The organism is Rhodococcus sp. 14-2483-1-1 (assembly GCF_002259335.1).
Taxonomy (GTDB): domain Bacteria; phylum Actinomycetota; class Actinomycetes; order Mycobacteriales; family Mycobacteriaceae; genus Rhodococcoides.
On record NZ_NPFX01000020.1, the window covers coordinates 134,820 to 159,159 of the forward strand.

General features: G+C 63.6%; 23 protein-coding genes. 12 read left to right on the forward strand and 11 right to left on the reverse strand.

Going from position 1 to position 24,340, the window contains the following annotated elements; all coding sequences use genetic code 11:
• The first annotated feature begins 136 nt into the window (after window positions 1-136).
• The 6 genes from CH294_RS18180 to CH294_RS18205 all read left to right on the forward strand — a co-directional run bounded on the left by CH294_RS18180 (window position 137) and on the right by CH294_RS18205 (window position 6,165).
• Entirely contained in the window at window positions 137-871 is a 735-nt protein-coding gene (locus tag CH294_RS18180) for a FadR/GntR family transcriptional regulator (RefSeq protein ID WP_249305372.1), read from the forward strand.
• A gap of 131 nt (window positions 872-1,002) precedes the next feature.
• The gene (locus tag CH294_RS18185; protein WP_037148390.1) at window positions 1,003-1,551 is read left to right on the forward strand and encodes a MaoC family dehydratase; all 549 of its coding nucleotides are present in this window, start codon (window positions 1,003-1,005) and stop codon (window positions 1,549-1,551) included.
• Entirely contained in the window at window positions 1,548-2,765 is a 1,218-nt protein-coding gene (locus CH294_RS18190; protein ID WP_094738733.1) for a CoA transferase, read from the forward strand. Before CH294_RS18185 ends, CH294_RS18190 begins: the two co-directional genes overlap by 4 nt.
• Window positions 2,762-4,132, forward strand: a complete 1,371-nt coding sequence (locus CH294_RS18195) for an MmgE/PrpD family protein (RefSeq protein WP_052077548.1) — start codon at window positions 2,762-2,764, stop codon at window positions 4,130-4,132. The genes CH294_RS18190 and CH294_RS18195 overlap by 4 nt, the downstream gene beginning before the upstream one ends.
• 39 nt (window positions 4,133-4,171) lie before the next feature.
• Window positions 4,172-5,335: an acyl-CoA dehydrogenase family protein gene (locus tag CH294_RS18200; RefSeq protein WP_032402640.1), complete on the forward strand. Its 1,164-nt coding sequence runs from the start codon at window positions 4,172-4,174 to the stop codon at window positions 5,333-5,335.
• Window positions 5,332-6,165: a CoA ester lyase gene (locus tag CH294_RS18205; protein WP_094738734.1), complete on the forward strand. Its 834-nt coding sequence runs from the start codon at window positions 5,332-5,334 to the stop codon at window positions 6,163-6,165. The genes CH294_RS18200 and CH294_RS18205 overlap by 4 nt, the downstream gene beginning before the upstream one ends.
• Window positions 6,166-6,232: 67 nt before the next feature.
• Here CH294_RS18205 and CH294_RS18210 read toward each other — a convergent pair whose 3' ends face one another.
• Window positions 6,233-6,925 carry an SDR family oxidoreductase gene (locus CH294_RS18210; RefSeq protein ID WP_212709812.1) on the reverse strand — a complete coding sequence of 231 codons (693 nt, stop codon included), beginning with the start codon at window positions 6,923-6,925 and terminating at the stop codon, window positions 6,233-6,235.
• Window positions 6,926-7,015: 90 nt separating this feature from the next.
• Between CH294_RS18210 and CH294_RS18215 the strand changes: the two genes are divergently transcribed.
• On the forward strand, window positions 7,016-7,855 hold the full coding sequence (locus CH294_RS18215) for a LysR family transcriptional regulator (RefSeq protein ID WP_094738735.1): 840 nt from the start codon (window positions 7,016-7,018) through the stop codon (window positions 7,853-7,855).
• A 49-nt stretch (window positions 7,856-7,904) separates the two neighbouring features.
• Here CH294_RS18215 and CH294_RS18220 read toward each other — a convergent pair whose 3' ends face one another.
• The 3 genes from CH294_RS18220 to CH294_RS18230 form a co-directional block, all read right to left on the reverse strand.
• Complete coding sequence (locus CH294_RS18220) at window positions 7,905-8,282, reverse strand: hypothetical protein (protein WP_032395019.1); 378 nt, start codon at window positions 8,280-8,282, stop codon at window positions 7,905-7,907.
• A gap of 111 nt (window positions 8,283-8,393) precedes the next feature.
• On the reverse strand, window positions 8,394-8,858 hold the full coding sequence (locus tag CH294_RS18225) for a nucleoside deaminase (RefSeq protein WP_094738736.1): 465 nt from the start codon (window positions 8,856-8,858) through the stop codon (window positions 8,394-8,396).
• 79 nt (window positions 8,859-8,937) lie between these two features.
• Entirely contained in the window at window positions 8,938-9,219 is a 282-nt protein-coding gene (locus CH294_RS18230) for a helix-turn-helix domain-containing protein (RefSeq protein ID WP_249305374.1), read from the reverse strand.
• Between the two features lie 847 nt (window positions 9,220-10,066).
• Here CH294_RS18230 and CH294_RS18240 point away from each other — a divergent pair.
• A complete protein-coding gene (locus CH294_RS18240; RefSeq protein ID WP_094738737.1) occupies window positions 10,067-11,812 on the forward strand; it encodes a TerD family protein in 1,746 nt (581 codons plus the stop codon).
• Between the two features lie 641 nt (window positions 11,813-12,453).
• Here CH294_RS18240 and CH294_RS18250 read toward each other — a convergent pair.
• The 5 genes from CH294_RS18250 to CH294_RS18270 form a co-directional block, all read right to left on the reverse strand.
• Window positions 12,454-14,079 carry a long-chain fatty acid--CoA ligase gene (locus CH294_RS18250; protein ID WP_094738739.1) on the reverse strand — a complete coding sequence of 542 codons (1,626 nt, stop codon included), beginning with the start codon at window positions 14,077-14,079 and terminating at the stop codon, window positions 12,454-12,456.
• Between the two features lie 68 nt (window positions 14,080-14,147).
• Complete coding sequence (locus CH294_RS18255; protein ID WP_094738740.1) at window positions 14,148-15,227, reverse strand: alpha/beta hydrolase; 1,080 nt, start codon at window positions 15,225-15,227, stop codon at window positions 14,148-14,150.
• Between the two features lie 71 nt (window positions 15,228-15,298).
• Window positions 15,299-16,222 carry a hypothetical protein gene (locus CH294_RS18260; protein ID WP_212709813.1) on the reverse strand — a complete coding sequence of 308 codons (924 nt, stop codon included), beginning with the start codon at window positions 16,220-16,222 and terminating at the stop codon, window positions 15,299-15,301.
• Window positions 16,223-16,253: 31 nt separating this feature from the next.
• Complete coding sequence (locus tag CH294_RS18265; RefSeq protein WP_212709814.1) at window positions 16,254-17,609, reverse strand: FGGY family carbohydrate kinase; 1,356 nt, start codon at window positions 17,607-17,609, stop codon at window positions 16,254-16,256.
• Window positions 17,610-17,619: 10 nt separating this feature from the next.
• Window positions 17,620-18,624, reverse strand: a complete 1,005-nt coding sequence (locus CH294_RS18270; protein ID WP_170944777.1) for a LacI family DNA-binding transcriptional regulator — start codon at window positions 18,622-18,624, stop codon at window positions 17,620-17,622.
• A 74-nt stretch (window positions 18,625-18,698) separates the two neighbouring features.
• On the opposite strand from CH294_RS18270, the gene CH294_RS18275 reads away from it, so the two are divergent.
• Complete coding sequence (locus tag CH294_RS18275) at window positions 18,699-19,280, forward strand: AAA family ATPase (RefSeq protein WP_170944778.1); 582 nt, start codon at window positions 18,699-18,701, stop codon at window positions 19,278-19,280.
• Here the strand turns inward: CH294_RS18275 and CH294_RS18280 are convergent.
• A complete protein-coding gene (locus CH294_RS18280) occupies window positions 19,265-20,272 on the reverse strand; it encodes a LacI family DNA-binding transcriptional regulator (protein ID WP_094738745.1) in 1,008 nt (335 codons plus the stop codon). The genes CH294_RS18275 and CH294_RS18280 overlap by 16 nt on opposite strands.
• A gap of 31 nt (window positions 20,273-20,303) precedes the next feature.
• A complete protein-coding gene (locus CH294_RS18285; RefSeq protein ID WP_032379701.1) occupies window positions 20,304-21,029 on the reverse strand; it encodes an SDR family oxidoreductase in 726 nt (241 codons plus the stop codon).
• Between the two features lie 405 nt (window positions 21,030-21,434).
• On the opposite strand from CH294_RS18285, the gene CH294_RS18290 reads away from it, so the two are divergent.
• From CH294_RS18290 to CH294_RS18300, 3 genes are read left to right on the forward strand one after another with little or no spacing between them, the layout of a single operon-like run.
• The gene (locus tag CH294_RS18290) at window positions 21,435-22,214 is read left to right on the forward strand and encodes an ATP-binding cassette domain-containing protein (RefSeq protein ID WP_037148364.1); all 780 of its coding nucleotides are present in this window, start codon (window positions 21,435-21,437) and stop codon (window positions 22,212-22,214) included.
• The gene (locus CH294_RS18295; RefSeq protein ID WP_212709815.1) at window positions 22,211-23,308 is read left to right on the forward strand and encodes an ABC transporter permease; all 1,098 of its coding nucleotides are present in this window, start codon (window positions 22,211-22,213) and stop codon (window positions 23,306-23,308) included. The genes CH294_RS18290 and CH294_RS18295 overlap by 4 nt, the downstream gene beginning before the upstream one ends.
• Before the next feature lie 55 nt (window positions 23,309-23,363).
• Complete coding sequence (locus CH294_RS18300; protein WP_032402657.1) at window positions 23,364-24,335, forward strand: ABC transporter substrate-binding protein; 972 nt, start codon at window positions 23,364-23,366, stop codon at window positions 24,333-24,335.
• Window positions 24,336-24,340 lie beyond the last annotated feature (5 nt).

Below are 24,340 nucleotides of genomic sequence, written 5' to 3' on the forward strand. Positions count from 1 at the left end.
GTCTCGTCCGCGACGGTGTCGGATTTTTCCTACGAAAGAGCGGATGTATCGAGGGTTGCGATCCCTGCATCTCCGAGCATCGGCCAGGCTAAGCTCGAGCCGACCAGTACCCGTCGTCGACAACCAGGGGGCAGAAGTGGCTCAATCGGCTTCGCTCAAGGCCACCGCCAAGAGTGTCCCCGCGTATGCGGTTCTCGCCGGCCATCTTCGGAGCCGCATTCTGTCCGGTGAGCTGCAACCGGGGGAGCGGCTACCAGGCGAGTCCGAGCTCACCGCCGAGTTCGGCGTCGGCCGTAGCACCATTCGTGAAGCTCTCCGGTCCCTGGCCAGTCAGAACCTGATCGAGACGACCAGGGGAGTGACCGGAGGGAGCTTCGTCGCCGTCCCCAGCGTCGGACACATCAGTGAGCATCTGGAGACCGGTGTGGCCCTGATGGCCGCAGCCGAAACCGTCACCGTCGACCAGCTGATGGAAGTGCGCAACCTGATGGAGGTACCGGCCGCAGGCATTGCTGCGTTCCGCCGCACCGACGAGCATCTAGAGCAGCTCAACGCGACGATCTTCGACCCCAATCAAGTGCAGGGGCCCGAGACCTTCGCCAAGAACCAGGAATTCCACCTCGTCTTGCTTCGCGCGGCCCACAACCCCCTGCTCGAGCTCATCACCGCTCCTGTCTTTCGCGTCCTGTCCGGTCGATTCGGTCGCGACCACGCGCCCGAGGGCTTCTGGCAGTGCGTCGACAGCGACCACCGAGGACTGCTGGACGTGGTGCAAGCGGGTGATTCGATGGCCGCGATGGACTTGATGCGCAAGCATCTCGACCACCTCGGCGACTCGTACCGACAGATGGATCGACTCCGCAACCCGTAAACATCTGCTCTTTATCGGGTCGATTCACCTGAACTTCGTTGATTGTCGGTTTTCTCGAACCCTTGACGCCGTAAACATCTGATGTTTATGGTCTAGGTAAGGCACTCGCCAAACTGACACGAGGAGACACGGTGGCAATCCATCCGGCCGTTCTGGGGCGCTTCTTCGACGACTACGCCGTGGGGGACGTCTACCAACATCCCTTCGGGCGGACGATCTCGGAGACCGACAACACGTGGATCACGCTGCTGTCGCTCAACACCAACCAGAACCATTTCAACGCGCACCTGGCATCGCAGAACCCCATCACCGATGGGAAGGTCATCGTCAACTCCGGCTTCACAGTCTCTGTGGTGCTGGGACTTTCGGTGATCGACATGAGTCAGAACGCGATCTCGAACCTCGCCTTCACCGACATCAAGATGTCGCACCCGGTGTACGCAGGCGACACGCTCTACGCCGAAAGCATCTGCACCGGACTGCGCAAGTCCGAATCACGCCCCTATGCCGGCATCGTCTCGATGATCACCCGCGGCCTCAATCAGGATGGCGTCGAAGTCATTTCATGGAAGCGCTCGGTCATGGTCGCCACCCGCGACAGTGGCATCGGGCAGAACTACTTCCCCGAAGCGAAGAACGGCCCGCTCGAACTCCCCACGACGAAAGATTCCGACGCATGAGGCCACTCGAAGACGTCCGCATCATCTCCCTCGAGCAGTACGGGGCAGGCCCGTTCGGCAGCCTGCATCTGGCTGACCTCGGCGCGGATGTCATCAAGATCGAGGACCCCAGTGTGGGCGGCGACGTCGGCCGCTACGTCCCGCCCTACAACGAGGGCGAGGACTCGCTGTTCTTCGAGAGCTTCAACCGCAACAAGCGCAGTCTCTCCCTTGATCTCTCGACCCCGAGTGGCCGAGCGGTGTTCGAGGACCTCGTCCGTACCAGCGACGCCGTCTATTCCAACCTCCGCGGTGATGTGCCCGAGAAGATCGGCATCACCTACGACCAGCTCAAGCACCTCAATCCCGCGATCGTGTGCTGCAGTCTCACCGGCTTCGGTATGACCGGCCCTCGCGCGAAAGAGCCTGGCTACGACTACATCCTTCAGGGTCTCGCCGGCTGGATGAGCGTCACCGGCGACCCGGACGGCCCGCCCACCAAATCCGGTCTGTCGCTGGTCGATTACTCCGGTGGATTCGTCGCTGCCATTTCGCTGCTGTCGGGATTGCACGCTGCCCGACGCGACGGCATCGGCGGGGACTGCGACGTCTCGTTGTACGACACGGCGATGTCACTGCTCACGTATCCCGCAACGTGGCACCTCAACGCCGGCTTCGAACCGATCCGCACGAAGAACTCCGCTCACCCGTCCCTGGTGCCGTTCCAGGCCTTCGAGGCGACGGACGGCTGGCTCATCGTCGGCTGCGCGAAGGAGAAATTCTGGGACCGCTTGGTGGTTGCCATCGATCGCCCGGACCTCGGTGCCGATCCGCGGTTCACCAACTTCTCGCTGCGGGGCAAGAATCAGGACGTGCTCTTGCCGATCCTGGAAGCGGTGTTCGCTACGAATACCGTCGAGCACTGGCTATCGAAGCTCGGCCCGGCCGGGGTGCCGACCGGTCCGATCAACGACGTCGAGCATGCGCTGACCGAACCTCACACGCTCGCACGCAATCTTGTGGTCGAGACCGAGCACCCGGTGTACAACACGGTTCGCCAGGTCGCCTCACCGGTGAACTTCGGTTCCGAGGCCAAGCAGTACCGCCGAGCGCCGCAGCGCAACGAGCACTTCGACGACATCGTGCGCGACCAACTGGGCTACGACGACGAACGCGTCGCAAAACTGAAGGCGGAGGGTGCCTTCGGAACGGCGAAGGACGAGGTTCGGGCGTGACCTCGGCGATCCTGGCGGAGTGGGCATCGGGTGTCACCGTTGCCGACCTGCCGGAGAACGTCCGGCACGCGGCCGCGCGTCACCTACTCGACGGCGTGGGCAATACCGTTGCGGCCCAACGCCTCGGCTACGGCCGACCGGGCTGGACTGTGGCCGACGCTCTCGGCGGCCCACCGGAGGCGCGGCCTCTTACCGGCACCCGCGGCCTGTCCGCGCCGGCAGCCGCTTTCGCGACCGGGGTGATGCTGCACTCGCTGGACTTCGACGACACGCACGCGGGCGCTCTGGTCCACGCGACGGCGGTATCTCTTCCCGCGGCATTCGCCGTCGGGCAGCAGGTGTCGGCCTCCGGGGCGGATGTGCTGACCGCCGCGGCTCTCGGACTCGAAACCGCCTGTCGCCTGGGTGAAGTCAGTCCGCATGGATTTCACGCTCGGGGTGTCCACGCGACCGCGGCGGTGGGACCGCTGACGGCCGCACTCGTTGCCGGACATCTCTCGAAATTCGACACCGAGGCGTTGGTCAACGCTCTGGGTATCGCCGGGTCGTCGAGTTCGGGATTGCTCGAGTTTCTCGATACCGACGCCGATACCAAGGCACTGCATCCGGGATCGGCCAGCATGAACGGTGTGCTGGCTGCCCGACTCGCCGCCGCCGGCGCTACTGGACCGTCCTCGGTTCTGGAAGGTCGACGCGGCATCTACGCTGCGCTGACCGATCGGCCGACGAACTTCGCAGCCCTGACAGAAGGACTCGGGACGCGGTGGGAAGCCACCCGAATCGGCATCAAGCCGTACCCCAGTTGTCAGCTCATGCACGTCACACTCGACGCAGTGTCGAAGGCGCTCGGGGACAATGCGGTTCAAGCGCGCGACGTGGCCGACATCGAGGTCTTCGTTCACCCAGATTCGAGTCCGTTCGTCTGTGGTCCGAACACCGGGGTCGCGTCACCGCGCAGCACGTACGACGGCAAGTTCGATCTGCCCTGGAGCGTGGCCGCTCTGCTGCACGACGGCGCGATCACCGTCTCGACCTACACCGACGAATCCATTGCACGTCAGGACGTCCTCGTCACCGCCCGCAAGGTACGGGTGACGAACCTGCCGTCCGAGGTTCCCGCGGCGGCCGCGTCGGGCAGGGCGGTTCTCACCCTCACCGACGGTCGAGTGCTCGACGCCTCCGTCGGCGGCAGTCAGGGATCCGCCGGGTTCCCGCTGAGCGACGACCGTCTGCTGGAGAAGTTTCTCGCCAACTGCGGCAACGATTTTCGTGCCGGCGAGCTCGCCGGCCGCATCCTCGGTCTGGTCGACGAAGCCGACTTGACCGCCATTCTCGATCTCGCCGCAGCCATCGCGCCGGCACCTTGACGCTTTGATCGACGACACCCCAATCGACAGGACATCATCATGGACTTCACGTACGACGAACAGCAAATGGCATTCCGGAAAGCGTTGCGCACCTTCGTCGACAAGGAAATCATCCCCGTCGCGAACGAGTGGGAGAAGACGGGTCGGTACCCCACCGAGATCGTCGAACACATGAAGGCCATGGGCCTGTTCGGGATCACGACGCCGGAGGAATACGGCGGACTCGACCTCGACAAGGTCTCGTTCACCCTCGTCTACGAGGAGCTCGCCCGCGGTTGGATGGGAGTCGCCGGCATTCTCGGTAGCCACAACCTCTCGTGCTGGATGATCGGTAAGCACGGTACCGAGGAGCAGAAGAAGACGCTGCTGCCCAAGCTCGCGTCCGGCGAATGGCGCACGGGTGTCGGCCTCACCGAGCCCGGCGCCGGCACCGACTTGCAGGGCATCAAGACCACCGCCAAGCGCGATGGCGACCACTACGTTGTCAACGGTGCGAAGACCTGGATCACCAACGCACGGCACGCGAATGTGCTTCCGGTACTGGTGAAGACCGACACCTCGACCACGCCGGCGCACAAGGGTATGTCGCTGCTGCTGATCGACACCAGCACCGACGGGTTCGAGGTGCAGCGCGACATGGGCAAGCTCGGCTACAAGGGCACCGAATCGTGTGAGATCACCTTCACCGATGTGCGCGTCCCCGTCGATGCGCTTCTCGGTGGTGTGGAGGGTCGTGGTCTGCAGCAAGCACTGTCGGGTCTCGAGATCGGCCGTCTGAACATCGCCGGCCGCAGTGTTGGAATCGCTCAGGCTGCGTACGACGCTGCCCTCGAATACGCGAAGCAGCGCACCGCATTCGGGCAGCCTATCGCCGAGTTCCAGGCCATTCAGCTCAAGATCGCCGACATCGCGACCCAGCTGCAGGCTGCGCGACTGATGACGTACTGGGCTGCATCGCAGGCAGATTCGGGTAAGCGAGTGGACATGGAGGCCGGTATGGCGAAGTACTTCGCCTCCGAGGCCGCCATTACCGCCAGCCTCGAAGCCATGCGTATTCACGGTGGCTACGGCTACTCCACCGAGTTCGTCGTCGAGCGCCTCTACCGTGACGCCCCGCTGATGGCTATCGGTGAGGGCACCAACGACATCATGCGCACCGTCATCGCGAAGTCCCTCGTCGCGGGTACGGGAGTCATCGGATGAGGTCGGCTCTGACGTACCTCTACGTTCCCGGGGACGTGCCGGAGCGCTTCGACAAAGCACTGGCATCGGGCACTGACGCGGTGGTGTTGGATCTCGAAGACGCCGTCACCGCGGCGAACAAGGACCATGCCCGTGCGACGGTGGCTGCGTGGGTTGCAGCCTGCGAACCGGGTGACGTGCAGATCTGGGTACGGGTGAACCCAGGGCCGTTGCAGGAAGACGATATTCGCGCGGTGCTGCACCCGAACCTGACGGGTATCTGGCTGCCGAAGGTGTCGTCTGCTCGGGAGATCGAGCAAGCCGATGCTCTGCTGAGTGGCAGTAGCGCGGTGGTCTCGCCCCTCATCGAGACGGCCGCCGGAGTGTTCGCCGCTCTCGACATCGCCCGTGCGCCTCGGGTCAAGTTTCTCCAGATCGGTGAGGTGGATCTCGCCGCCGATCTGGGCGTCGACGGTTCTGCGGAGTCGCTGTCGTTCGTGCGCGCTCAGGTGGTCGCAGCAAGCGTGGCGGCGGGTATCGATCCACCGCCTGCAGCGGTGTCGCGAAACTTCCGAGATGCCGAGGCCTTCGAGGCCGACACTCGAACGCTGGCCGGTCTCGGTTTCGTTGGTCGTGCGTGCATCCATCCGGCTCAACTCGGTCCTGTGCGAACGGTGTTCGTGCCATCCGAGTTGGAAGTGCGAGAAGCCGAGGAACTGCTGGCCGACTTGGAACGTGCAACCTCGGGTGTGGCCGTGGACAGCAAGGGATTTCTGATCGACGAGGCAGTGGCCCGAACCGCTCGACGAGTGGTGGAGCGGGGTGCCGCGCGGGAGACGATCAGTACCTGACGTCAGCCGAGTCTGGCAGCGCCGAGTCGGCCACTCTATGCCTGGACTCGGAAAATCGGCCGTGTTCTTACCAGGCCACGGATCCGGCGTCGTCGAAGAATCCGCCCCGCGGGCCGTCGTCGGGCAGGGTGGCGAGCTTCAGTGCGATGCGCGCACCCTCCTGCGGTGTTCGTGGGGATGCGAATCCGGTGAAATCCGTAGCCACATAGCCCGGGCAGCATGCATTCACGATCACCGCAGTGTCCGCGAGCTGCCGTGCGTACTGCACGGTCATCGCGTTCAGCATGGTCTTGGATGGAGCGTATGCCGCCATGATCGGGCCGGTCTGTAGCGCGAGCGAGCCCATGTTGCTGGAGACATTGACGATGCGTGGCGAGGCAGACCGAAGAAGTGTCGGAAGTAGTGCGTTCGTCACTCTGATGACCCCGAATACGTTGGTATCGAGGGTAGTCCGCAGTACGTCGATATCCAGCGTCGTCGGATTCTGTCGGTCGCCGCCGGAAATGCCTGCGTTGTTCACCAGTATGTCCAGGTTGTGGATCGAGTCGGCGGCGGCGGCAACGCTGTGATCCGACGTGACATCGAGGGGGACTCCGAACGCGTCGATGCCTGCAGCACGAAGCTTGTCGACCGCGTCCCGTCGTCGTTCATCGTTGCGGGCCCCGACTCCTACTCTGATTCCCTGTGTTCCGAGTCCGTGCGCGATGGCAAAGCCGATCCCTTTGTTGGCGCCGGTTACCAGCGCGGTCTTCGTTGTCATGCGGTCCATGGTCGGCGTCGAGCGCAGGTGCGTCCAATACCGATCGACGAACCAGTGATACTCGACGGGTATCACAACTAGGCTGACGGCGTGGACCACCTCGAAACGCGCGAACTCCGGTACTTCGTTGCCGTGGCCGAGGAGCTGCACTTCGGACGCGCAGCGCAACGCTTGGGGATCGCGCAGCCACCGCTCTCGCGAGCGATCAGCAGGATGGAGCGCCGACTCGGCGTCGCCCTCCTGGATCGGAATCGTCGGGGAGTCGCGCTCACTGCTGCCGGTGCTGTGCTCCTGAGGGACGCTGCGACGGCGCTCGACGCTGTTGCTGCGGCAGCGCAGCGAGCGCGAGCCGCCGGTGCCAGAGTCAAGCTGGTGACCAAAGCCGGTGCGTCCCACGAGCTCCTACGCCGCGTTCTCGAAGCGCACCCTACTGACGTGGATGTCATACTGTGCGAAGTCGGTGAGCAAGCCGGATATCTTCGCCGCGGTGATGCCGATGTGGCGTTGATGCATCGCCCCGTCGATGACCTCGTCGGGTTCGACTTCGAGGACCTGCTCACCGAGGGGCAGGTCGCGATCGTTCCGCGTGATCACCCCTTGACCTCCAAAAGTGAAGTGGCCATGGATGATATCCGCGACGTCCCGTATCTGCCGATGGCCCGATGGCCGCAGCTCGACGGGACCTATCCGGAGGGACCCGGGCCTGAGGTGCGCGCTCAATCGCAGATTGCCCAACTGGTCGCGCTGGGTCAGGCGCTGCTGGTGATCCCTGCGTCGAGTCGCGCGTGGCAGTGGCCCGATCACGTGGCCGTACCGGTGTCCGATGCGCCGATGATCACGACGGTCCTCGCATGGCCGGCCGGAGTCCGATCGCCGGCGGTATCGGCCTTGGTCACGTCGGCTGTCGGTGCATCTTTGATGACGAACTGAATCCGTCGGCGGTGCCGAAACGCCAACTGCCGTCGTACTGACCGAGGCGTCAGCCGAAGGCAATGCGAAGCCCGACGCTCGCTGTGGCCCCACCGGCGCTGAGGATGAAATTGTGCCGTCCTTCGTCGCGGAACACCATCTGCATCGGCAGGAACCAGAACCGATTCTCGCCGGTGAAGCCGGCGCCGGGGATCTGGAGTCCCCGCTGATTCACTATGTGTTCGCCGTTCGCGTCGAGCACTTCGAGCGTCGCGGGGAAGTCCTTGCCGATGTCGTCGGGCCCGGTCTGTAGGAGCGCTACCAGTCGGCATTCGAGCATGCGGGTATCGCGCGGGACTGTGCAGGAATCCCAGACACCGCCGAGAATGTCGAGCATGTCGTTGGAGGCTCGCGCATACTCGGCGAAGAACAACCCGGTGATGATCATCGGCTTCGCCTACCTCCTTCGATCGACACTGGTTTCTGAGTGTTCGCGACACACGGGGTCAACAGTCGCGTCCACAACCCTAAGCGGTGGGTTCGTGTTCGGCTGCGCTGCTCATGCCTCTTCGCCGATGTCTTCGAGCCACAGGCCCGGTCGCTCTGCCAACATGCGTTCCATCAGTCGCACACATTCAGCGTCGTCGAGGACGTCGACCTGAACCCCATGTTCGCGTAGCAAGCTTTCCGATGCCTCGAACGAGCGGTTCTCGCCGACGACGATCCGAGGAATCTCGTACAGCAGAGCAGTTCCCGCGCACATGAAGCACGGAGACAAGGTGGTGTACAGGACGGAGTTGCGGTACACCGAAGCCGGCAGTCGACCCGCCCGCTCGATACAGTCGGTTTCTCCATGACGGATTGCGCTGTCCATCTGCACGCGGCGGTTCCGCCCCACAGCAAGAACTTCGCCGTCGTGGACAAGTGCCGCGCCGATCGGAACGCCGCCTTCAGCCCAGCCGATCTGTGCTTGCTCTATTGCGAGTCCGAGGAAGTACTCATCGGTGCGTGCGGGTTCGGTCACGGTTCCTCCTGGGAGTCTGCAAACTGTGAATGCAATCCGTGTCAGTCGAACAGATTGCCAAGGGGCGTGCAGCCTGTGGTCAACGCGGATCAAGCGGCGGCACAGGAATGCCAGATCGATTGTTCAGAGTGATCCTGCAGCCCAGCGCATCCGCAATTGCGATAGCACCATCGAGTTGGACCGAGTCCTTACCGCCTTCGAGAGCTTGGACTGTCGATCGACCAACTCCTGCAAGCAATGCCAGTTCTGCTTGAGTGAGGCGCAATTGATGCCGACGAGCGACGAAGGATTCAGCTAGCTCACTCGAATTCAGTCGGGTTCGTCGTCGAGGGGTGGCCACATTTGCTCCTTGTGCTTGCATCTACATGCACAGAGGAGACTACCCGTGGAAATTGTCGTGTGGAACCCGCTTACGCCTGCGTACTAAGGCATAGTGCTCGGTCCAAACATCGAATCATGCGTTTTCGCGCGGAGTTCCCTGCGATACTGAGCCGACATGGCCTGTGCCGGGGGCGGGTCCAACCATTCTCGACCGGTTCGGAGTTGCCATGTCCACGAGAACGTTCATTGCAATCACCGCAATAGCTCTCGCTTGCGTCGGCTGCTCCAGCAACCCCAACGAGACACCGAGCGAGGCTGTTTCTGTGTCGAGCAGCTCGAGCAATACTGTCTCGGTATTGCCTAGCTCCACCGTCGTCGCTCCGGCTGCACCTGAGCCGCCGCCCGCTCCTCCGCCCCAACCAGTCACCTACGAGTGCGGAAACTTGGACCTGTATCAATCCGGCACTGCCCTGTACTCAGACGGAACAACAGGGTACGAAGCTGAATGCGACACGTACGTCGCGCCCGCGGCTCCTGAATTGAGATATTGCGATTACGGCGGCACTGCAGTCTTCACCGATGGCTCGTACGCGGTGAACGACCCGAGATGTGCTGCGACCGCGCCGTCGCCCGAGTCCGGGTATCCGTACAACGAGTCCGAAGATCGAAACGGTGACGGCGTCGTGAATGGGTATGAGCGGTGCGGAGTTCTGTGCGGAGAGGAACCGACCAGCGGAGACATACAAACCCAGTATGGCTGCGAGCAGGGCTACATCACCGGTCCGCAGTGTGAATAGAGCGACCCGCGATCGGCATTTTCCGTATTGAGGATCGCCCGTACGGCATAGTGACCACCACTGTCCGACGCGGTCGAAGGTGGAAGCTCTGTGAGGAACGCGCTCAGAAGCGGCAGCGACAAGTGGGTCGTCGTCGATGTCGAGACCTCGGGTCTGAAAGCGTCCCGTGACCGGGTGCTCAGCGTGGCCGCTCTGACGGTCGACGAGGACGGACGCGTCGGACGCGAACTGTCGACTCTGGTCAACCCGGGCTGCGATCCCGGTCCGGTGCACATCCACAAACTGACGCCCGAACGACTTGCCGGTGCACCGACGTTCGACATGATCGCCCCGCAACTCATGGATTTGCTGGACGGTCGAACCATGGTCGCGCACAATGCGAGTTTCGACCACGGCTTCTTGAAGCTCGAATCGATGCGTGCGGGCATCGACATGCCGACGAAGCAGCGGTTGTGCACCGTGGCATTGTCGAGGCGACTACAACTCGATACTCCCAACCACAAGCTATCCACCCTCGCCGCGCACTGGAAAGTGTTGCAGTCCAATGCACACGACGCCTACGACGATGCCCGCGTGCTGGCGCAGGTGTTCACCCACAGTGCTCGACTGGCCAGGTCGCTCGAACTTCCCCTTCCCGTCGTCACGTGCACCGAGCGCCTGACTCTGTATCCGGATACCGTTCCTCGCACACATTGCACGTGGGAGAACCCCGGTCCTCTTGCTGAGGACGGCGGTCTGATTCAGGGCATGCGAGTCGTGATCAGCGGCGACACGCGCATTCCGCGATTGCGTTTGGCCGCTCAGCTCACCGAAGCGGGCCTGGACGTGATGAACTCCGTCAGCCGGTTCACCAGCGTGGTGGTGTGTTCGGATCCCACAACGGAAAGCCGAAAGGTCGAACGGGCTCGCGCCCATGGCCTTCGGATCGTCTCGGAGTCGGAGTTGCTCGACTTGCTCCGGGATGTGCAGCCAGGAACGCCGAAAGGTACTCGGCCGCAGACCCAGCCGAAGCCACCCGTGCAGCAGCCCGATCCAGTCGCCAAGCCCTGGCAGACAAGACGGGTCTTGGTCATGGGTGGTTCGCATGCGGAATCCGTACTGATGCGTTCTCGCCTGATCCAACTCGGGGCCACACCGGCGGTGAATCTCAGCGCAGGCGTCACCGACATCCTGATCCTGGACGGCGGCGACGGAGATCCGCGGATGCCGAAGGTGAGAGAACGGGATCTCACAGTGCTGACGCCCGCATCGATCGACCGTGAGCTGAAGATCGAGGAGCCTGCTCCGCTTCCGGCGCGGCGGTCTCGAATCGCCCCGCTGGTGCCGCGTGGTGGTGTCGTCGATCTGGATCCGAGCGTCACCATGCTGACGTTGAACAGTTCGTGGCGGGCCGACGAGTCCGACCGGATGGGCGTCGACGTCGTCGCATTCCTGGTCAACGACGACGAATTGGTTTCCAGTGACGAGGATTTCGTTTTCTACAACGCTCCGGCTACCTCGGACGGCGCCGTCTCGATGTCGATCGACGGTGACAGTGAACAGGGTGTGCGGATCGATCTGGCACTCGTTCCCGAAGAATGCGCCCGTATCGTCATCGCCGCAGCCATAGACGGCGACAAGACATTCGGCGACGTCGGTGCCGTCTCGGTATCGCTCGATGGAGTCGATTCGACGGTCGTCACGGCAGTGCTCGACGCAGCGACGACCGAACAATCGATGCTGTTGGCAGAGATCTACCGGCGGGGGAGCCTTTGGCGCTTCCGGCCCATCGGCCAGGGCTATGACGACGGACTGGCGGAACTGGCCGTCAGATACGGCGTCGAGGTGGACGAGTGACCCGGCGCTTAGAGTGCGCTCGGGTCCTCGTCCTCGATTGTCCACCAAGGTCGTGTACTCGAGGCTGTTGAGCACACGACGTCAGCGGCATCGCACCACCGATCAGAAGTAGTAGCTGGTGTTGGCCTTAGGGGTTATCGACCGCACTACGACTGTGTATCCGCCTCCGAATCGTGTTTTGCAGTACAAATTCGCTGTGATTTGAACGCGCTGACCAGTATTTGCCTGGACGGGTGCCCAACGGCCCGGCCGCCAATTGGTCGATCCGCCGGGGGTTGCGGCGACCTGCAGCATTGTGACCGTTCCCTTGTTCGCGCAGTTTGCATCCGAGTAATTCGGATAGATGGTCGCGACCGGACCGGCGCTCGCTGCCGGCGCTCCCAAGATCAGTGCACTTGCCACCGACCCCGCTACGGCGATGCCCGAAACCAACCGCCTGTACTTCGTGCGCATGATTGCTCTCCTGAATTCTGCAGCGGGACTGTACCTTCCAGGAGAATCCTTTATCGTTCGGGTCTGCTCGTGGAAGAGTCCGAATGGATGACAGGAGAACTAGGGGCAGCGCCACACCGAACCCGCGCAGCCACTAGGTGAGCATTCTATGGGTGAGACACTGACGTTGAGCGTGGCCCAGCTACGGATCAAGACAGCTCGACAACCTCCAACGCACCGTCGGCGTGTGAACTCCGCAGCCTCTTCTTGTCGTATTTGCCGACGCTGGTTTTCGGAACCTCGTCGATGAAGGTCCAACGTTCGGGCAACTGCCAATGCGCGACGCGGCTGTCGAGGAACTCCTTCAGTTCCTCGGCCGTCACCGACGCGCCCTCGCGGACAACGACAGCCACAAGAGGCCGTTCGTCCCACTTGGCGTCCGGTACACCGATGACCGCGGCCTCACGGACGGCGGGATGTCCCATCACTTGGTTCTCGAGTTCCACCGACGAGATCCACTCGCCACCGGACTTGATGATGTCCTTCGAGCGATCGGTCAGTCGTAGGTAGCCGCCCTCGGAGATGGTGCCCACGTCACCGGTCCGCAGCCAGCCGTCGTCGAATTTGTCGTCCGCATCGGCGCGGTAGTAGCTTCCAGTGATCCACGGGCCACGCACCTCGAGTTCACCGACGGTCTTGCCGTCCCACGGCAACACGTCACCGGCATCGCCGACGAGTCGTGCTCGCACTCCGGCGACGAATCGTCCTTGTGTGCAACGCAAGTCGAACTCGTCCTCCGGGGACAGGCCGGCGTCGGGCTTGCCGGAGGTGCCCAGTGGTGAGGTCTCGGTCATGCCCCACGCCTGCGAGATATGCACGCCGTACTTCTCGTGGAATGCCTTCATCAGACTCGGCGGGCACGCGGCACCGCCGACCACCACGTCACGCAGACTCGACAGATCCGCTGGGTGCTCGTCCAAGTGAGCGAGCAGGGCCTGCCAGATCGTCGGAACCGCGGCCGCCGCCGTCGGACGCAACGTCGACATCATCTCCGCCAGCGGCGCCGGCTGCAGAAACCTGTCGGGCATGATCAGCGACGCACCGACCATCAGCGCTGCATAGGGCAGGCCCCATGACATCGCATGAAACATCGGCACGATGGCCAAGACCTTGTCGGACTGCGCGATCGCCATCGCGTCGGTCATGCAGGCCTGCATCGAATGCAGGTAGATCGAGCGATGCGAATACACGACCCCCTTGGGGTCGCCGGTGGTGCCCGAGGTGTAACACATTGCGGCAGCGGATCGTTCGTCGAGTTCGGGCCAGTCGAACTCCTCGGGCTGACCCGCCAGCAGATCCTCGTAGCCCAGTACTTCGATGCCGTCGGGTGCAGTGACCTGCGCCGGGTCGACGCCGACCACGATGAGATGACGGACGGTCTCGAACGTCGGCAGCAAGGGTGTCAGCAGGGGGAGCAGGCTCGCGTCGGCGATGATCACCTGATCCTCGGCGTGATTGAGAATGTAGGTGAGCTGCTCGGGGAAGAGTCGAATGTTCAGCGTGTGCAGCACCGCGCCCATCGCAGGAATCGCCATGTAGGCCTCCATGTGCGGGGCGTTGTTCCACATGAACGTCGCGACGCGCTGATCGTCGTCGATGCCGATCGACCGTAGACCGTGCGCCAGTTGCGCTGCCCGCCTGCCCAATTCTCCGAAGGTCACCGTAGTGGGGCCGTTGTCGGTCCAGGTGGTGATCTCGGCCGAGGAGTGAATGGACGTCCCGAATCGAACCAGCTGGCCGATGGACAGTGGGGTGTCCTGCATGGTGCTCTTCATCGATCTCGCTCCTGAAGTCTCGGCATACACGTCGTTGTGCTGCGTGTCACACCATGCACGATACGGACTTACTCGGACGCGTGGTCTCGGGTACCTCCGATTCGGGCGTCGACCTCGCGAACGGTGTCCCGATAGGTGTCCGACGTGGGATCGATGACGGCGAAATGGCCACCCGGTCCTTCGATGTAGTCGACCGAATCCGGGCCGGCTGCAGCGGCGGCGTAGTACGCCCGACTTATCTCGAGCAGGTTGGGGTCGTCCGATACCGCACTCACCACCAGATGCGGGACACCGAGCGGGAGCCTCGAGATCGGAGACGACGCCTCGTACGTCTCCTGCGCTCCGGCGAATCGCGCACCGATCGCATTCGACACCGCACCCTCGCCGAGCCAGCGCTCGTCACCGACCCGCAGATCGAGTACACCGGCCAGGCTGACCGCAAGGGCAGGTGTCACCGGCTTTCCGATGGAGTCGGCCGCGACTTGCAGTGCGAGCTGACCGCCTGCTGAGTGGCCGAACAGAACTACTCGCGAAAGATCCAGATCACCTGGGACCGTCTCCAACGCTGCGAGCGCGGACGCGACATCGCCGGTCATCGCATCCCACTCGTGCTCGTCGGGGCGACGGTATTCGACGTTCCAGGTCGCGAAGCCGCGCTCCGTCAGATCGACGGCCATCGCGTCCATCAGATCGAACTCCCACCGCGAACGCCAACACCCACCGTGAATCAGCACGGCAACGGGAAAGGGGCCATCACCGACCGGCACGCGCAGTTCGCCGCGTTGCTCCGGGTGATCCCCGTACGACACGATCGTGCCGGGGTGGAAGCGGTGGAAATACACGCTGTCGATCGCGAAGCGCAGCCCGTCGAGTCCGCGGCCACGAATGTGAGTGCGGATGCCGGGAGATCTGTCCGGTGTGCACTGACCCAGATCGACCCGAACGACACTGGTGTACGGCGACATGTCGATCGGGATTCCGTCACCTGGAACGACGATCACCTCATCGGAACCGGTTGCTGCGCCGACGATTCCGCCGGACAGTCCGCGTGCATCGAGAGCCCTGGCCGCCAGTTCCTGCGCGGTGGCGAGATCGGCGAACACCCCGGGCGCGGCAATGATGTCGATGTGTTTCGAGACGTCGTTCATGGGTTTCACGCTACCCACCGGGCGTCGACCGAGCCCGAAGGGCGAGTTCGGGCTCGGTCGAAGGACGCGAATCAGGCGTCGACGGCCTCGTTCAGCTCACGCAGTCGGGGCAGTGCGCGGTTGGTGAGCAGGTCCTCGCGGGTCTCGGCGGAGACGGCCATGCTGTCCTTCCACAGCGAGCGGCCAGCCATTGCTCCGCGGGCACCGTTGGCGACGGCGATGCGGACCTGCTCGATGAACGTCTCGTGATCGACACCTGCCGAGAGCACGGCCCACGGAACACCCTGTGCCGCTTCGGTCACCGCAGCGCAGGCCTCGGCCGAACCGGGGTACGGGAGCTTGAGTACCTTGGCACCGCACTCGACCGAGATGCGCGTGGAGTCGGCGATGGTCTTGCCGAAGCCGGCCTTGTAATCTTCGTCCGACTCGCCCTCGAGCTGGTAGGTCAGGATTTCGACGATGAGCAGCAGACCCTCGGCGGAGCAGGCCTTGACGAGGTCGCGGATCTCCTCGGCAACACGGGAATCGACGCCCTGCTGCTCGGGGCGCATGTAGAACAGCATCTTGGCGACGTCGCCGCCGAGATCACGCACGACGCGGGGGGTGACACCGTCGACGAAGCGGGTGTAGCGCAGACCGTCGGTCTCCTCGAAGCCCGAGGCATCCATGCCGACCACGAGTGCGGTGTTGCGCGAGAGCACACCGTCGTCGACGATCTTCGGCAGTGCCACCTCCGGGTCCAGCAGGATCGCCGGTGCGTGATTGCCGAGGTAGCGAACCAGATCGGCCTTGGCCTCGGCGAGCTGCTCGACGGTGATCGAGCCCGGTCCGTCGGTGGCGTCCTTCATGACGGCCTTCATGCCGTTGCGCTGATCTCCGGCGACGATGAGCATGTTGCCGTCTGCGGTGGAGATGGCAGCCATTCCGCGACGTTCGAGGGTGGTGAGTTCGTTCATCTTCTTCTCCTGGTGGGTGTTGGGGTCGAGCGCAGTCAAGACAACGTTGTCTCACTGCAGAAATGTGGGCTCAGATTTCTATGAGCGTCAGTAGGCGGGCGGCGAACAGTGCTGCACCGTAGGCGGTGTCCTGGGAACGGGTCGAGACCGAGACGCCGGGCAACACCTGAGCTCGCGCGTCTCGCACGCTGGCCATCCCGGCCCAGCCGCCGGTGAGCAACGTCGTGCTGGCGGGCGGCACCTCGGCGTCCAGTGCCTCGATGAGTCGAGCCACTTCGTCGTTGCCGTGCAACAGAATCGAACGGAACAGCTCGGCCGCATCGATTCCGTCGGTGCGGACCGTGATGGACAGAACTCCGTCGTCGTTGCGGGCACCCCCGATGTCGAGACCGCCGTCGGTGAACGGCCCACCCGCAGGCAGAGCGCACACTCGCTGATCCAGCAGATCGCGTCCGGCTCGATCGTTGATGTCGCAGAGCTGCAATGCCCGTCGCATCAGCAAACCGGTCTTGACTCCGGCAACGAGTACGTGTTGGCCCGGCACCACGTGGCGTACCGAGTTGATGAGATGCTCGGCGAGCCTGCTCCGCGCGGCCGTGGTCAACGGAGCGTCGAGTACCCGCAGCAGAACCTCGGCGGTGCCCATCGACACGTGGTACCGGTCGTGAGGGATCGCACCGCCGGACACTGCGGACACAAGATGGTCGTGACCGGCCACAGTGAGGCGAGCGCCGGCGATGGACTCGGGAAGAGTTGCCGCGTCGGCGGTTCCGAGGTCGGTTCCTGCATCGACCAAGGGCGGAAGGAAATCGGCTCCGACGCCCAAGTGCGCCAACATCTCCGACCACGGTTCGCCACTGTCCTGATCGAGTAGTCCGGTGCGCGAACTCAGCGAGTAATCGGCCACGGCGCGGCCGCCGAGGGACAGTACGACGAACTCCGGCAGGTTGAACCAGCGAAGCCCGTTCAAGCTCAGTCCGTTGTCGCGAAGGTGTGCGATCTTGACGACGGAGACCTGCACGCCGACGGGAAGGCCCGTCTTGCCGGCGAACCGATCGCGCAATTCGGCCGGCAGGTTGTCGACCTGCTGCTGACCGCGCGGATCGAACCAGGCGAAGGCCGGCGCGCGGACAACGTTGTCTCCATCGAGAAGAAAGCCCGTTTCGCCCATCCCGGACACTGCGATGGCGTCGATGCGGGCGGCCGGATCGCCGGTGACGTCGGGCAGCCGACGCGCGACGGCGTCGAGCAACTGCCCGATGGTGGCCAGCAAGTCCTCTGCGGCGAGGTCGGTGGTTCCGCCCGGGCCGTGCCGCCACGGTGTGGGACTCTGCTCGATGAGCAGTTCGGTGCCGGCATCGTCGGTGACGAGCACTTTGACGCCGGTGCTCCCGAGGTCCAGTCCCGCAACAAGTCTGGGGTTCACGGAGTTGGTCTCATTTCTGTACGGGTAGGGGGAGGGCATGCGAGAGTCTTTCCACCAGCGTGGTGGGCGCGACCTGTTGCTCCGGTTCGAGATACGGATCGTCGAACCGCTGAACCAGGCGATCGAAGGCGAGTGTGCCGATGCGATACGGGTCTTGGTCTATGCAGGTCACCGACGGGCTGACGGCGTCGGCGAGCGAGAAGTTACCGAACGAGACCATCGCCACGTCGGTGCGGTCGATTTCGTGCAGCACCGACACCACGGCCGTGGCATGCCGCGCATTGGCGACGAAGAAGGCGGTCGGCGGATTACGCAGTGCCAGTAGCTTCTTGACGACGGGACGCACCGAATCCGCGGCATGCGACACCGGAGGAGCGAGAGCGGCCTCGGGCTTCTGTCCGATGTCCGCGAGCACGTCGAGGTACGCCTGCCGGCGCAACTGGGCGGTCTGCAGTCGATCGTCGAAGCCGAGCAACGCAATTCGGGCGTGCCCGCTTGCCACCAACTTCTCGACGGCGCGCTTCGCGGCACCGTAATCGTCCACGATGACCGAATCGAATCCCGAGATCGAGCGGTCGATGGTCACCGTGGGCAACGTTCGACGACGCGGCACGAGGAAATCGCTGTGGTCGCCGACCGGTGCCAGGATGATGCCGCGGACGTGCTGGCCGGCCAGCAACGCGAGTTGGTCACGTTCTCGTTGGGAGTCGAACCCGGTGCTGCCGACGATCACTGCGAGACCGTGCTCGAGCGCGCGATCCTCCACGGCACTGACCAGGGATGCGAAGAAGACGTCGTCGATGGAGTCGACGATGATGCCGATCGTGTTGCCGGACCCCGATTTCAGCGACCGAGCAGCAGAATTGGGAACGTAGTTGAGCGTCTGGACCGCGGCCTCGACGCGCTCACGCAGCTCCGGCAAGACCGTATCCACGCCGTTGACGACGCGTGAGACGGTCTTGAAGCTGACGCCTGCCAATGCGGCGACGTCTTTGATGCTTGCGCGCTCGGTCACGTGAACTCTCGATCGGAGGAGTGTGCTCGCGGTATCAACAGTGCGAGACAACGTTGTCTTGTATGATTCCCTCTATGACTCATGTCTGTCAAGACGTCTCCGTGATCGATCGCGAGCGGATGCCGGTTCTGGTGGTGGCCGGTGCTGCGGGAAGTGGCAAGACGACTCTCGGTCGAGAGCTTGCGAGACGGTTCGGTACCGCTCTGCTCGACTTGGACACGCTCACCAATCCGCTTCTCGACGAACTGGATTCGTTGCTGGACGGCTCACACTGGAACAGTGCGGGCCCGCACTCGGAACGCATCCGAGTCGGCCGATACGCCGTACTGCTCGCTGCTGCGCGGGATCTCGTGGAGATCGGTCAGCGCCCCGTTCTGGTCGCACCCTTCACCCGCGAATTGACTGCCGGCGCGGAGTGGGAACGACTGGTCTCGCACGTAGCCCCCGCTGCATCGTTGGTCGTGCACGTCGACGGGTCGCCGGAGCTGTTGGCGCGCAGGCGCGCTGCGCGTGGGGCGGAGCGTGATGCCCATCGGCCGGTGGACGCCCCGGCGGCCAAGGCGCTGGTTCCCCATCTGCGGGTCGATGCCGAACTGTCGACCCCACTGCAGGTCGATCTGGTTGCCCACGCGCTCGAGGATCAGTCGAGGCGGTGATCTGTTCCGGGAGTGCAGGATTGGCGCTCGACCAGCTCGACGCCGAGGATGTTGCGGCGCTTGTAGCGCTTGCTCGGATTCTCGATCCGTCCCAGTAGTCGCTCGATGGCCAACCGGCCGAGGCGAGCGGGGTTCTGATCGATCACCGTCACCGGTGGCATCACTGCATCGGCAAGGGGAAAATCGCCGAATCCGACGAACGCCAGATGCAGCAGATTCATCTGCTGCAGAACGGGCACGCATGCCATCGCCACTCGCGCGTTGGACAGAAACAATGCGGTAGGCGGGTTTTCGAGCGCGGTCAGGTCGGTCAGAGCCACTCGGGCGTCCTCGCGGTCCAACACACCCAGAGCGACGAGCGTGTCGTCGAAGTCGATTCCGCGTGCCTGCAACGACTCCCGATACCCCTCGAGCCGGTTTCGGCTGGTCGGGATGCCGGCACTGTCGCCGATGACTGCGATGCGGGTGTGTCCCAGATCGAGGAGGTGGTCGGTGGCCAACACCGCCCCGCCGTGATCGTCGTCGACGAAGCTGTCTGCTTTGAGTCCGTCGGGAGCCCGATCGACGAACACCGTGGGGGTCTTGTCGATCCACCGCTCCAGGTAGGAGTGATGTGCACCGGTCGGCGCGATGATCAAGCCACTCAACTGCCTACGCAGCAGCGACTCCACCAGAGCCTGTTCCTGATCACCGTCGTGACCGAGGCTGGTGACCAGAACGGCCATGTCGTCCTGTCGCGCTCGTTCCTCCACCGCGCGTGCGATGGAGGAGAAGAACGGATCGTCTATATCGGGGACGGCGACTCCGATGGCTGCCGCCTGACCGTTGCGGAACGACGTGGCCATCGTGTTGGGCACGTAGTTCAGCGAATTCAACGCCTCGGTGACGCGGGCACGGGTATCGGGATCGACGTGCGGGTCGTTGTTGTACACCCGTGAGACGGTCTTGGCACTGACCTTGGCCAGCGCCGCGACGTCTTGCATGGTGGTCATGATCTACCCCCGTCTGCTCGTCATCGTCTCGTCAGCGACTGGTGTAGCCGCCATCGACCGGCAGCGACACTCCGGTCACCATGGAAGCATCATCGCTCAGCAGGAAGGCAATCGGCGCGGCAATCTCGTCTTCGGTGGCCCACCGTCCCAGCGGCATCTGAGCCAGGAACGGCTCCTCGATCTCGGGGCGACCCCAATAGAACGCAGACATCTCTGTCATCACGACCGTCGGGTTGACACCATTGACTCGAATTCCGTGTCGGCCGAGCTCGAGTGCAGAGACGCGAGTGATGTTGTCCAGAGCCGCTTTCGAGGAGCCGTACGAGATGTGGCCGGTGAGGGCGACCAGGCTGGCCTGGCTCGAGACGTTGACGATCGCACCGGCACCTGCCGCGATCATGGCCGGGACGGTGTACTTGATGACCAACAGTGCGCCGCGCGCATTGATGGCGATGACCTTGTCGAAGATCGAGATGTCGGTGTCCTGAGGTGTGGCGATCTCGCCGCCGAATCCTGCGCAGTTCACCACGCCGTACAGCTCGAGGCCCTCGACGGCCTCGCGGACGCTGTCCTCGGAGGTCAGATCGAATGCCAGGGGAGTTGCGCCGGTCTCGTCGGCCAGCTTGTTCAGCGCATCCACCGATTGACCCGCCGCGACGACGTCGGCACCGTCGGCCACCAACCGACGCACTGTCGCCGAGCCGATGCCTCCGCTGGCACCTGTCACCAAGATCTTTCGGCCGTCGAACTTCGCCATGGGGTCTACCTTCACTGTCTCCGAATGGTCATGTCATCGATGTCATCGGCTTCGCGAAGCTCGTGTATGTCATCGGTGTCATGGACGGTACCCCAGCCTGGTTGCATCAGCGTCGAAAACGGCGAGATTGCGTATCGGCGCAGTTCAGAGTCGGTACCTTCCGGTCCGATATTGGCCTCCCGCAGGCACGAAACGGAAGGTGTCGCGCGTGTCCATGTCACCGGTGACATGAATTTTCGCGAAACGCGTGACAATGGGAGTTGTGTGGGTCACACTCGTTAACACAGCGAGCCCCGAAGGGAGCTCGACCTGCTTCGCAGACCACGTCCTCGGACCGTGCTGCGGGCGCCGGTGGGGGTGTCCATCCCGCACTCGAAGCTTTCTCGATTCGACCTAGGAGTATCCATGGCCAGCGTTGCACCTGTTGCGACACCGATCCTCGAAGCGAGGGGATTGTCGAGGAGTTTCGGAAACGTGCGCGCCCTCGACGATGCCGACTTCGACATCTACCCGGGTGAGGTCGTCGCCCTCATCGGCGACAACGGCGCAGGCAAGTCGACGATGGTCAAGGCGCTCTCGGGCAGCCTGGCCGTCGACACCGGCGAGATCCTGTTCGACGGCACCGCGGTCGATCTCGACAGTCCAACCGTTGCAGCAGAACTCGGCATCGAGACGGTGTTCCAGGATCTTGCTCTCGCGCCGCACCTCAACGCGCAGCAGAACATGTTTCTCGGACGCGAACTGCCGGCGAAAGGGCTGCTGGGCCATCTAGGTTTTCTCGACGTCTCCACGATGCGCAAGCAGTCGCAGGACGCGTTGAACGAACTCGGAGCCACTGTGCGTAGCCTGACCGTCCCGGTCGGAGCGATGTCGGGTGGGCAGCAACAAGCCATTGCCATCGCGCGAGCCGTCGCCTGGGCCAAGGGCGTCGTCTTTCTCGACGAGCCGACCGCAGCGCTCGGAGTCGTACAGACCCGCAACGTGCTCGACACCATTCGCCGCGTGGCGGACAGGGGAGTGGCCGTGGTGTTCATCAGCCACTCCATGCCGCACGTGATGGAAGTTGCCGACCGGGTTCAGGTGCTGCGAATGGGCAAGCGCGTGGCCACCCTCGACGCCAAGAACACGACCATGGAAGAACTCGTCGGCGCGATGACCGGCGCAACCACCGGAGCCACACGATGACCAACCAGACCATCAGCCCCTCCCTCGAGCCGATGCCGCCCGGCGACAAGCCGTCTCGCCACTCCTTCGATCTCGTCGAGGCGCTCGGTAAGTTGGCCCGGGTTCAGGTGTTCCAGATCGTGCTCGTTTTGGCTGCGATCTGCATCGTGTTCTCGATCATGGCTCCCGGCAGCTTCCCCGAGTGGGGCAACATCCGCCAGATCATCCAGAACGTATCCATCCTGGCCGTTCTCGGCATCGGCATGACCTTCGTGATCGTCACCAGCGGTATCGATCTCTCGGTCGGCTCCGTTCTCGTTTTCTCCGGCGTCGTCTCGGCCAAGACCATGGCCGCGATCGGGGGCGACGGATGGGGAGTTGCCGCTGTCGGAATCGTGGTGGCACTGGGGTGTGGCCTCTGCTGGGGATTGCTCAACGGTTTCCTTATCGGTAAGGCCAACGTGCCTCCGCTGATCGTGACTCTCGGGACCCTGGGTGGCGCTCTCGGGCTCTCGCAGGTCATCACCGGAGGTGTCGACATCCGCGACGTACCACCGGTTCTGGTCGATACCATCGGCTACGGAAACTTCCCGGCCACCACCATTCCCCTGATCTCGAGCATCGCTCTGGTGTTGGTCGTCATCTTCGGAATCGTGCTGCATCGCACCAAGTTCGGTCTGTACACCTTTGCCGTCGGCTCCAAGGAGCAGTCTGCGCGACGCGTCGGCATCAAGGTGGACATGCACCTGGTCAAGGTCTACGCACTCTCCGGTACTCTCGCCGGGCTCGCGGGCATTCTGTCTCTGTCCCAGTACGGCACCACCGCCATCGCCGGTCAGTCGCAGACCAACCTCAATGTCATTGCGGCAGTGGTCATCGGTGGAACGAGCCTCTTCGGCGGCATCGGAACCATGTTCGGCACCGTCGTCGGGCTGTTCATCCCTGCCGTGCTGCAGAACGGTTTTGTCATCGTCGGAGTCCAGCCGTTCTGGCAGCAGGTCGCCGTCGGTGCTGTCCTCATCGCAGCGGTCTACTTCGATCAGCGTCGACGCGACGCGGCGAGCCGAGGTCAATCGCCCAGCTCCCTCAAGAAACTCTGGTCCCGAAGTCCCTAGCTACGGCCAGCTTCCAAACTCCCTCTATCGCAACCCCATTACAAGAAAGTCGACCATGATCACATCACGCACCGCCGTCGTTGCATTGAGTGTCGCTTCGGTTTCCGCCATGTTCCTGGCGGGTTGTTCGTCCGACTCCGGAAGCGGTGGCGGCAGCGGCAACATCGCCTTCATCCAGGGCGTCAGCGGCGACGAGTTCTACATCAGCATGCAGTGCGGAATCGAAGCTGCGGCGAAGGATGCAGGCGTCACCGTCGACACCCAGGGCCCGGTGAAGTTCGATCCCACCCTGCAGAAGCCGATCGTGGATTCGGTTGTCGCATCACGCCCGTCGGCGATCCTCATCGCGCCCACCGACGTCGCCGCCATGCAGGCGCCCCTCGCGGCAGCCTCCAAAGCGGGCATCAAGGTCGTCCTCGTCGACACCACCCTGGAAGACCCGTCCATCGCGGTCTCCTCCATCTCGTCCGACAACAAGGGCGGTGGGGCAGAGGCATTCAACGCGATCGAGCGTCTCAGCCCGGCCGGCGGCAAGGTGCTCGTCATCTCCACCGATCCCGGTGTATCCACCGCCGACGCCCGTGTGGAGGGCTTCGAGGAAGCCGTCGGTGCCAACCCTGCCTTCGACTACCTCGGAGTGCAGTACAGCCACAACGACCCGGCCGAAGCTGCTCGTCTCGTCTCTGCCGCCCTGGCCAAGGACCCCGACATCACCGGTATCTTCGCCGCGAACACGTTCGCAGCCGAGGGCACCGCGACCGGAGTTCGGCAGGCGGGCAAGCAGGACCAGGTCAAGATCATCGGCTTCGACGCAGGCCCCGCACAAGTGAAGCAGCTTCGTGAGGGAACAGTCCAGGCTCTGATCGCCCAGCAGCCCGACACCATCGGAACGGACGGCGTCGCGCAGGCCATGGCCGCCATCAACGACCAGCCGGTGACCGCCGAGATCTCGACCGGCTTCCACGTCATCACCGCCGACAACATCGATGGCGAGGGCGCGCAGTACGTCTACAAGTCGTCCTGCTGATCGCC